This window comes from Streptomyces niveiscabiei (assembly GCF_001419795.1).
In the GTDB taxonomy this organism is placed as follows: domain Bacteria; phylum Actinomycetota; class Actinomycetes; order Streptomycetales; family Streptomycetaceae; genus Streptomyces; species Streptomyces niveiscabiei.
Genome location: NZ_LIRL01000341.1, coordinates 1 through 9,787, shown reverse-complemented (window position 1 = coordinate 9,787; position 9,787 = coordinate 1). Strand labels below are relative to the sequence as shown.

Annotated in this window: 6 protein-coding genes; 4 read left to right on the top strand and 2 right to left on the bottom strand. The window is 68.5% G+C overall.

Annotated elements, in window-relative coordinates; all coding sequences use genetic code 11:
• Position 1: 1 nt before the first annotated feature.
• The 3 genes from AOK24_RS17450 (at position 2) to aceE (ending at position 4,903) form a co-directional block, all read left to right on the top strand.
• The gene (locus tag AOK24_RS17450; RefSeq protein ID WP_055721000.1) at positions 2 to 625 is read left to right on the top strand and encodes a CoA transferase subunit B; all 624 of its coding nucleotides are present in this window, start codon (positions 2 to 4) and stop codon (positions 623 to 625) included.
• Positions 622 to 1,824, top strand: coding sequence for a thiolase family protein (locus AOK24_RS17445; protein ID WP_055720999.1), 1,203 nt, complete (start codon positions 622 to 624; stop codon positions 1,822 to 1,824). Before AOK24_RS17450 ends, AOK24_RS17445 begins: the two co-directional genes overlap by 4 nt.
• A 376-nt stretch (positions 1,825 to 2,200) precedes the next feature.
• Positions 2,201 to 4,903 (top strand): pyruvate dehydrogenase (acetyl-transferring), homodimeric type, encoded by a 2,703-nt coding sequence (gene aceE / locus AOK24_RS17440; protein ID WP_055720998.1) that lies wholly within the window; start codon positions 2,201 to 2,203, stop codon positions 4,901 to 4,903.
• A 55-nt stretch (positions 4,904 to 4,958) separates the two neighbouring features.
• On the opposite strand, the gene AOK24_RS17435 is transcribed toward aceE, so the two are convergent.
• A complete protein-coding gene (locus AOK24_RS17435) occupies positions 4,959 to 6,167 on the bottom strand; it encodes a serine hydrolase domain-containing protein (protein WP_055720997.1) in 1,209 nt (402 codons plus the stop codon).
• Positions 6,168 to 6,380: 213 nt separating this feature from the next.
• Between AOK24_RS17435 and AOK24_RS17430 the strand changes: the two genes are divergently transcribed.
• Positions 6,381 to 8,222, top strand: coding sequence for a protein kinase (locus AOK24_RS17430; RefSeq protein ID WP_079056858.1), 1,842 nt, complete (start codon positions 6,381 to 6,383; stop codon positions 8,220 to 8,222).
• Positions 8,223 to 8,271: 49 nt separating this feature from the next.
• Here the strand turns inward: AOK24_RS17430 and AOK24_RS17425 are convergent, their stop codons facing one another.
• Entirely contained in the window at positions 8,272 to 9,456 is a 1,185-nt protein-coding gene (locus AOK24_RS17425; protein ID WP_055720995.1) for a MarP family serine protease, read from the bottom strand.
• Positions 9,457 to 9,787 lie beyond the last annotated feature (331 nt).

The window sequence follows — 9,787 nt, the reverse complement described above, 5'->3', positions numbered from 1 at the left end:
GATGGCCGCGCGGGCCGCGCGCGAGCTGCGGGACGGACAGTACGTCAATCTGGGGATCGGGCTGCCGACGCTCATCCCGAACTACCTGCCCTCCGGCGTCGAGGTGATCCTGGAGTCGGAGAACGGCATCCTCGGGACCGGGCCCTACCCCACCGAGGACGCCGTCGACCCGGACCTCATCAACGCCGGCAAGGAGACCGTCACCGTTCTGCCGGGGGCCTCCTTCTTCGACTCCGCGCTGTCCTTCGGGATGATCCGGGGCGGGCACATCGACGTCGCCGTGCTGGGGGCGATGCAGGTCTCCGCCGGCGGGGATCTCGCCAACTGGGCCATTCCCGGGAAGCTCATCACCGGGATCGGCGGGGCGATGGACCTCGTGCACGGGGCGCGGACCGTCATCGTCGTCATGACGCACACGGCCAAGGACGGCTCGCCGAAGATTCTCGAGCAGTGCGCCCTGCCGCTGACCGGCAAGGGGTGCGTGAACCGGGTCATCACCGACCTGGGGGTCCTCGACGTCACCGGGGACGGGCTCGTGCTCGTCGAGACCGCTCCCGGAGTGACGGCCGAGGAGATCGTGGCCAAGACCGAGGCCAAGGTGATCGTGACGGAGGGTCTGGGATGAAGGACGTCTACATCGTCGACGCGGTCCGCACGCCCTTCGGGCGGTACAACGGAGGGCTGGCGAGTGTGCGGCCCGATGATCTCGGGGCGCATGTGATCCGGGAACTGCTCGGGCGTACGCCTGAGTTGGACCCCGGGCTCGTGGAGGACGTGTACTTCGGGAACGCGAACGGGGCGGGCGAGGAGAACCGGAACGTCGGGCGGATGGCCGCGCTGCTCGCCGGGTTGCCGGTGAGTGTGCCCGGGGTGACCGTCAACCGGCTCTGCGCGTCCGGGTTGGAGGCGGTGGTTCAGGGGGCGCGGGCCATCGCCGTCGGGGACGCGTCTGTCGTTGTCGCCGGTGGGGTGGAGTCGATGACCCGGGCGCCGTATGTGCTGCCCAAGAGCGATCGGCCGTTCCCTGCGGGGAATGCGGAGTTGTACTCGACCACGCTGGGGTGGCGGATGGTCAATCCCCGGATGGCGCCCGAGTGGACCATTCCGCTGGGGGAATCGGCCGAGTTGATCGCCGACAAGCACAAGATCACGCGTGAGCAGCAGGACGAGTTCGCGTTGGGGTCGCATCAGAAGGCTTCTGCCGCTCGGGAACAAGGGCTGTTCGACGTCGAGTTGGCCGGTGTTTCCGTTCCTCAGCGGAAGGGGGACGCGGTGGTTTTCGGGGCGGACGAATGTGTGCGGGGGGATGCTTCGCTGGGGGCCATGGCCAAGTTGAAGCCGTCGTTCCGGGCGGAAGGGGGGACGGTCACCGCCGGGAACGCTTCGCCGTTGAACGACGGGGCGGCTGCGGTGTTGCTCGTCGACGAGGAGGGGCTTCGCCGGACCGGGCGTGAGCCGCTTGCCCGGGTTTCGGCTGTGGGGGTTGCCGGAATCGCGCCTCAGTACTTCGGGTTGGCTCCTGTCGAGGCTGTCCATCGGGCGTTGGGCAAGGCGGGGAAGGGGTTCGGGGATCTGGATGTGCTGGAGCTGAACGAGGCGTTTGCCGCGCAGGTGTTGGGGTGTGTGGCCGAGTGGCCCGAGTTTGATCCGGCGGTGCTCAATCCGCAGGGCGGGGCTATTGCCATCGGGCATCCGTTGGGAGCGTCCGGGGCTCGGTTGGCGGGGACGGTTGCGCATCAACTGGCGCGGAAGGGGAGGGGGGTTGGTGTTGCCACATTGTGCATCGGTGTTGGGCAGGGGCTCGCGGTTGTGCTTGAGCGGTAGGTCCTGCCTGGTTCTGTTCGATGGCTGGTGCGGGTTCGTTGTGGCTGATCGCGCAGTTCCCCGCGCCCCTAAAAAACAGACAGTGACCGTCGCTTTTAGGGGCGCGGGGAACTGCGCGAGCAACCACCCACCACCCGCAGTCGCCGAACTACAGAACGCACCCCCACCTGCGCAAACCGTCAAAATGCGCGGCACCGCGTGCCGGTCGAAAAGACACCCCGTGCCTACTTTCTCGTGTTCGAGAAGTTTTGCCCTTCAACCCTTTGATCGATCATCGATCAGGGGGTTAGAGTCCCCGTTGGACCTCCACCGAGGTCCGAAGCCCTGTCCTGCCAAAGACCAAGGGCACCCCCCTTCGACTGAGGAAGGCGGCGACATGACCGACCCCAACGCCATCCAGCCGAGCGCACTCGACCAGCTCCCCGACCGTGACCCGGAGGAGACTGCGGAGTGGCAGGCGTCCTTGGACGCCGTCGCGAAGGCGGCCGGCCCACACCGGGCCGCTTACTTGATGCGGCGCACGCTGGAGAGGGCCGAGGGCACCGGCATCGCGCTGCCCCAGCTGCTCGAAACGGACTACGTCAACACGATCCCGACGGCGGCCGAACCGTCCGTACCCGGTGACGAGGCGCTGGAGCGCCGTATCACCGCGTGGAACCGCTGGAACGCGGCGGCCATGGTGACGCGGGGTTCGAAGTACGGCGTCGGCGGCCACATCGCGACGTTCGCGTCGGCCGCGTGGCTGTACGAGACCGGCTTCAACCACTTCTTCAAGGGGAAGGAGGCCGACGGCTCGGGCGACCAGCTGTTCATCCAGGGCCACGCCTCCCCCGGCATCTACGCCCGCGCGTTCCTGGACGGCCGCCTGACCGAGGCGCACCTGGACAACTTCCGCCAGGAGTCGGGCGGCAACGGCCTGCCCTCGTACCCGCACCCGCGCCGCCTGCCGTGGCTGTGGGAGTTCCCGACGGTCAGCATGGGCCTCGGCCCGATCTCGGCGATCTACCAGGCCCGCTTCAACCACTACCTGACGGCGCGCGGCATCAAGGACGTCTCGGCCTCGCACGTGTGGGCGTTCCTCGGCGACGGCGAGATGGACGAGCCGGAGTCGACGGCGGCACTGACGCTGGCGTCCCGTGAGGGCCTCGACAACCTCACGTTCGTCATCAACTGCAACCTCCAGCGGCTCGACGGCCCGGTCCGCGCGAACTTCAAGATCGTGCAGGAGCTGGAGGCCCGGTTCCGGGGCGCCGGCTGGAACGTCGTGAAGTCCCTGTGGGGCACGGCGTGGGACGAGCTGTTCGCGCTGGACACGACGGGCGCGCTGGTCCGGCGGCTGCGGGAGGTGCCGGACGCGCAGGTGCAGACGTACCAGACGCGTGACGCGGCCTACATCCGTCAGGACTTCTTCGGCAAGGACCCGGCGCTCGTCGAGATGGCGAAGCTGCTGAGCGACGACAAGATCCTCGACTGCTTCCACCTCTCGCGCGGCGGGCACGAGGCGCGCAAGGTGTACGCGGCGTACAAGGCGGCGGTCTCGCACAAGGGCGCGCCGACGGTGATCCTCGCGCAGACCGTCAAGGGTCACACCCTCGGCAGCGGTTTCGCGTCGAAGAACGCCAACCACCAGATGAAGAAACTGTCGGTGGACGAGTTCAAGACGATGCGGGATCTGCTCGAACTCCCCATCCCGGACAGCGCGTTCGTCGACGGGAAGGTGCCCTACGGCCACCCCGGCGCCGACTCCCCCGAGGTCCGCTACCTCCAGGAGCGCCGCGCGGCCCTCGGTGGTCCGGCGCCGGCGCGTCGTACGCACGCGATCGCGCCGCTGCCGTCCGCCTCGGAGAAGGCGTTCGCGTCCTTCGACAAGGGCTCCGGCACGCAGAACGTGGCGACGACCATGGCGTTCGTCCGGCTCGTCAAGGACCTCGTCCGTGACAAGGAGACCGGCAAGCGCTGGGTGCCGATCGTGCCCGACGAGGCGCGGACCTTCGGTATGGAGTCGCTGTTCCCGTCGCTGGGGATCTACTCCCCCAAGGGCCAGACGTACGAGCCCGTCGACCGCGACCAGCTCATGTACTACAAGGAAGCGACCAACGGGCAGATCCTCAACGAGGGGATCACCGAGGCCGGTTCGATGGCCGACTTCATCGCCGCGGCGACGTCGTACGCGACGCACGGCGAGGCGATGATCCCGTTCTACATCTTCTACTCGATGTTCGGCTGGCAGCGGACCGCCGACCAGATGTGGCAGCTCGGCGACCAGCTCGGCCGCGGCTTCCTCATCGGCGCGACCGCGGGCCGTACGACCCTGACGGGCGAGGGCCTCCAGCACGCGGACGGCCACTCGCCGGTGATCGCCGCGACGAACCCGGCGTCCCTGACGTACGACCCCGCGTTCGCGTACGAGATCGCCGTGATCGTCAAAGACGGTCTGCGGCGGATGTACGGCGAGGCCGCGCCCGGTGAGGACCCGAACGTCTTCTACTACCTCACCGTCTACAACGAGCCCCTCCCCCAGCCCGCGAAGCCGGCCGGGCTCGGCATCGACGAGGCGATCGTCAAGGGGCTGTACCGGTTCAACACGGCGGAGTCGGCGGGCCTTTCGCCGGCCGCCAACGCCGCGCGCATCCAGCTCATCGGCTCCGGTACGGCGATCCACTGGACGCTGGAGGCGCAGAAGCTGCTCGCCGAGGAGTGGGGGGTCGCGGCCGACGTCTGGTCCGCGACGTCCTGGACCGAGCTGCGGCGCGACGCGCTGGAGGCGGATGCCGCGCTGCTGCGCGGTGAGGACCGGGTGCCTTACGTCCGTCAGGCGCTCCAGGGTGCGGAGGGGCCGGTCCTCGCCGTCTCCGACTACATGCGGCAGGTGCCGGACCAGATCGCGCAGTGGGTCGAGCAGGACTACTCGTCGCTGGGCGCGGACGGGTTCGGGCTGTCCGACACGCGTGAGGCCGCTCGCCGGCACTTCGGGGTCGACGCGCAGTCGATCGTCGTCGCGGCTCTCGCCCAGCTCGCGCGTCGCGGTGAGATCAAGGCGACTGCGGTCAAGGAGGCGCGGGAGCGCTACGGCCTGTAGGTCCTGAACCGATCGGCCCCCGGCGGGAGTTGTCCCCGCCGGGGGCCGTTCCGTCTTACCCGACGCCCTCGCACAGCGCCGTGTCCGTCAGCTTCTGGAGCAGCGCCTCCGCCCTCAACAGCGGTTCGTCCTGCGGGACTTTGCCGGACGCGGTGATGACGACGGCGCGCCGGCCGTCCTCCGTCACGCCGTTCCGGACGAAGTCCCCGTCGCCGTCCCCTCCGTGTCCCCAGCGGTATCCCCCGCACGTCAGCGGCTGGCGCATCAGCCCGAGGCCGTAGTGCAGTCCGGGGAACGGGACTTGGAAGTCCGCGCCGACCGGCACGGCGTGCTTCATCTCCGCGAGCTGCTCGGGCGGGAGCAGGCGGCCCCTGAGCAGCGCCGTGAAGAAACGGTCCAAGTCCCGTTTGGTGGTGACCAGTTCGCCCGCCGCGTCCGCCCAGGACATGTTCCGCTCCGTCGTGTCGGTCCAGCCGTTCTCGCCGGGGAAGCGGTGGTAGTTGTGGGCGTGGGGTTCGGGGAGCGTGGGGTCGTCGCCGGGGGCGTACGTCCCCGTGAGCCCCAGCGGGCGGACGATCCTGTCGCGCACCTCCGCCCGCCAACTCCGGCCGGTGACCCGCTCGATGACCATCCCGGCGAGCACATAGTTCGGGTTGGAGTAGTTCCACTTCGGCGCGGGGTCCTGCGGATCGGCCGGCGGGAAGTCCGGCGCGCTGCGCATCGCGCCGGCGACGGTCCGCTCCGGCGCGAGGTGGTCGTACCTGTGCTCCTCGAACGCCTTCGCGTTGTAGCCGATGTCGTCCGTGTAGTCGTAGTTGTGGATACCGCTGGTGTGCTGGAGCAGATGCCTCAGGGTGACCCGGCGGCCGTCGTTCCCGTTCCCCGCGACGACTCCCGGCAGCCACTTCTCCACCGTGTCGTCCAGCGACAGCCGCCCCTCCGCGGCGAGTTGAAGCACGACGGTGGCGACGAAGGGTTTGGTGGCACTGTCGGCCCGGAAACTGGCCCCGTACGGAACCGGCTTCCCGGTACCGAGCTCCGCCGTCCCCGCACGGGCCCGAATCCTCTTGCTCCCGTCCCGCACCTCGACGGACACCCCCACGAACCCGGCATCCACCAACGCCCGCTCGGCCTCCACCGCCAACTCCCGCTGGCTCAACTTGCCTCTCTGCTGGGCTGCTTGAGCGGGGGTGATGGCGGCGGCGCCTCCGCAGAGCGCTGCCGCGAGCAGGACACCGATGACCTTGACCGACTGTTGCCTCATACCAACTACCTTGGCGTTCACGGTAGTTGCCCGGCCATCGTGCCAACCCCCGTCCTGCGGTGGGGAGAACCCCACTGGCCGGCCCTCTGTGCGGAGTGAAGGCGGCTTGCTCCGTCACGCGTGGAGACAGGCCGTGGTTCGGTAGGCTTTTCGGTGACCGACTGCGCGTAGTGAGTATCACGCGCCGGGTATCCGCTGGGAGGTATTTTCTCCTTGACCCACGACGCACGCGCCCACAATGATCCGGACAGGTACGAGGCCGACGGCCCCGGAAGATTCCTCGGCACGGGACCATGGCCGACCCGCGCACCGCGGCTTGTCATTCTGACGGCAGCGACTTCCGAATACACGGCGGTCAGGGAATTTCTGACGCCTGTGCATGCGACGCGTTCGTCCTCCGGGGCTCCCTATTCAGTCGGGAACCTCGCCACAACCAGCACTGTCTGGGAAGCCTGGGTCACCTGTATCGGACAGGGAAACATCGCGGCGGCACTCCAGGCGAGTCAGGCCGTGCAGGAATTGAGGCCCGCGCTCATCGCGTTCGTCGGCACGGCGGGAAGCCTCAAGGCAGACGTCGGTCTCGGTGACGTCGTGTTCGCCACGAAGGTCTACGGTTACGAATCCGCGAGACAGACCGACGAGGGCCTGATGGGACGTCCCTCCATCGAGGTGGCCGACCGGACCCTGGTCCAGCTCGCCTTTCGGGTGGCTGCGGAAGGGGTCTGGCACGAGAAGATCACCCGTGCTGAGCACCGACCGGCACCAGTGGCTCATGTAGCCCCCATCGCGGCGGGTGACAAGCTCCATACAGGGAACCGCTCCGCGCTGCACGCCTACCTGAAAGCGTCTTTCGACGACGCGCATGCCGTGGAGATGGAGGGGCTTGGTTTCCTCACCGGCGCCCGGTTCTGGCCCACGGAGACGCATGCGGTTCTGGTACGGGGTATCTCAGACCGGCTCTTCGACAAAGAGCCCGGCCAGGACGCCATGCTTCAGCCGGCCGCGTGCCGTAACGCCATGGCTTTTCTGGCGGAGTTGCTGGACGGATATCCGCAACTCCCGGATGCTCCTCGCACATCGATCCGACGGCGATTCCCCAATCCCCCGACCTTCATCCCGCTCCCCTCGGAGAGCGGTGGCACGTTCATCAGACGCGACGAAATCCCTTCGCTCGCCCTGGTCGGGGAAATCATCGACGGACGCTACCGGCTCGTCAGGGAGATCGGACGCGGTGCGCTCAACGTGGTCTGGGAAGCGGAGGAGTTCGCTTTCGGCAACCCGCTCGGCCGAGTCGCTCTGAAACTTCAACCTCCGCAAGGAGACAAACGCTACGTGTACTTCTCACGCGAAGCGATGGTGATGGCGGGGCTCGACTCACCGAATCTCCTGCCCTACCGCAGCGCCGGAACACAGGAAGGCGGTGCGCTCAACGGCTGGAGCTATATCTGTACGGCTCTCGCGGAATTGTCGCTGCGGGATGCCATCAGCGAACAGCCGCTCTGGGGTAGCGATCTTCTGGAAATGCTGCGGGACGTCGCCGCCGGCCTGTGCCACCTGCACACCCTGCGGCTCGTCCACGGCGATGTGAAACCCGCCAACATACTCAAGCTGGGGTCGCGATGGGTGATCGGCGACTTCGGACTCACGCAGAGAACCGGCGCGAGCGAACCCGAGGGAACTGTCGGCTATATGGCACCCGAGCGGTTCAACGGCCAGGTCAGGACCAAGAATGACGTGTACTCCTTCGCGGTCACCGCAGCCGTTGCCGTGTCCGGTGACCAGCGCAACGAGAACAGCACCGTAGAGGACACCCAGCTGAGGATGATGCACATTCTCGCGGGAGATATTCCCAAGCCACCGTTCTTTCCTTCAGGTCGACTCCCTCCCCCTGTCTACGAGATCATCTGTCAGGCGTTCAGCGAAAACCCCGCCGAGCGGCCCGCAATGGAAGAGATCCTCGCTCTGCTCCACGCCGGTGACCCCACGAATGCGGTAAGCGCACCTCGCTCCCAGGCGCGTCACGCCCGAGGGCAGTGGCGGTTCCGGGGGCTGTAGAGGAAGCGCAGGGCGAGGTTCATCGCCTCCGTCCTCGGAGCGGTCACTGTCAGGACGTGATCAGCTCCCCGGTCGGCACCCGTTCCGTCGCGTTCACCCCCTTCTCCGCATCCGGCGCCACCTCGGCGGCCGTCAGGACGTAGCCGGTCTCGTCGTCGGACGTGGAGCGGGCGAAGACGACGCCGAAGACGCGGCCCTCGGTGGTGAGGAGGGGGCCTCCGGAGTTGCCGGGGCGGACGGTGGAGCGGATGGAGTAGATCTCGCGGGTGACCGTGGCGTCGTTGTAGATGTTGCGGCCGGTCGCCTTGACGCGGTTGGCGACGGTCGCGGCCTGGAGGTTGAGGTCGCCGTCCTGGGGGTAGCCCGCAACGACGGCCTGGTCGCCCCGGGACGCTTCGTCGTCGAAGCGGAGGATGGGGGCGCGCAGGCCGGGGACGTACAGGACGGCCACGTCCTTGTCGGGGTCGAACAGGACCACGCGGGCGTCGTAGGAGCGGCCCACGCCGCCGATGCGGACGGTGGGGCGGTCGATGCCGGCGACGACGTGGGCGTTGGTCATGACGCGCTCGCGGGCGTAGACGAACCCGCTCCCCTCGCGGCCCTGGTCGCCGGACGCGCCCTCGATCTTCACGGTGCTGAGCTTGGCGGCGTTGGTGGCGCTGGCGGTGACGCTGTCGCCCGTGGGCTTCGCGACCTCGGCCGTGGACTCGTTCTCGAAGGGGTTGAAGACCTGGGGGAACCCGGCCTGGGTGAGGGCGGAGGTCGCGTCGGAGAACCACGCGGGGGTCGTCTCGGGCATGGCGTCCTGGACCGTGCCGAGGAGCTTGGAGTCGCGTATCGCGGAGGTGACCAGCGTCGAGGAGGACGCGCCGAGGACGCTCGCCGCGACCCAGGCGACGATGAGGACGGCGACCGCGTTGGCAGCGGCGCCCCCTATGCCGTCGGCGACGCGCAGGGGCCCCCGGTCGAGTTCGCGGCGCAGTCGCAGGGCGAGCCGCCCGGCGAGGCTGTGCGCGACGACGGCCGGCAGCAGGACCGTACACACCGCGGTGATCGTCGCCGCTGTCGTACCCGGTGTGACCAGCTTCATCACCCACGGCAGGACCCAGACGCCGATGACCGCGCCGCCGACGAAACCGGCGAGCGAGACGCAGCCGGCCACGAGGCCGCGGCGGTAGCCGGAGCCGGCGTACGCGAGTACGACCAGCACCAGCAGGATGTCGAGCAGGTCCACGGAGCCGCCTTTCTCTCGAACCCATGAATACGTGGGGGAAGGGCCCTTTTGATCAGCCGCACCCGCACGGGTGATCGAAACCGGCCACGCGTGCGTGTACCTCGGAAAACGGTCGGACCGGGACGTTGGTTCCACCGAGTGGCACACCGCACATCGCGCCCTCAGTGCGACGAACCGACAGTAGGACCATGCGCAACGGACGCCGACTCAAACCCGCAGCTTGCCTCCCCGGCCTCGCCGCGGTCGCCGCCCTCGCCCTGTGCGCATCCGGCGTCGACCGGGGCGCCCCCGCCACCCACGCCCGCCCGCTCGTCCACCCCGGCCTCCACAC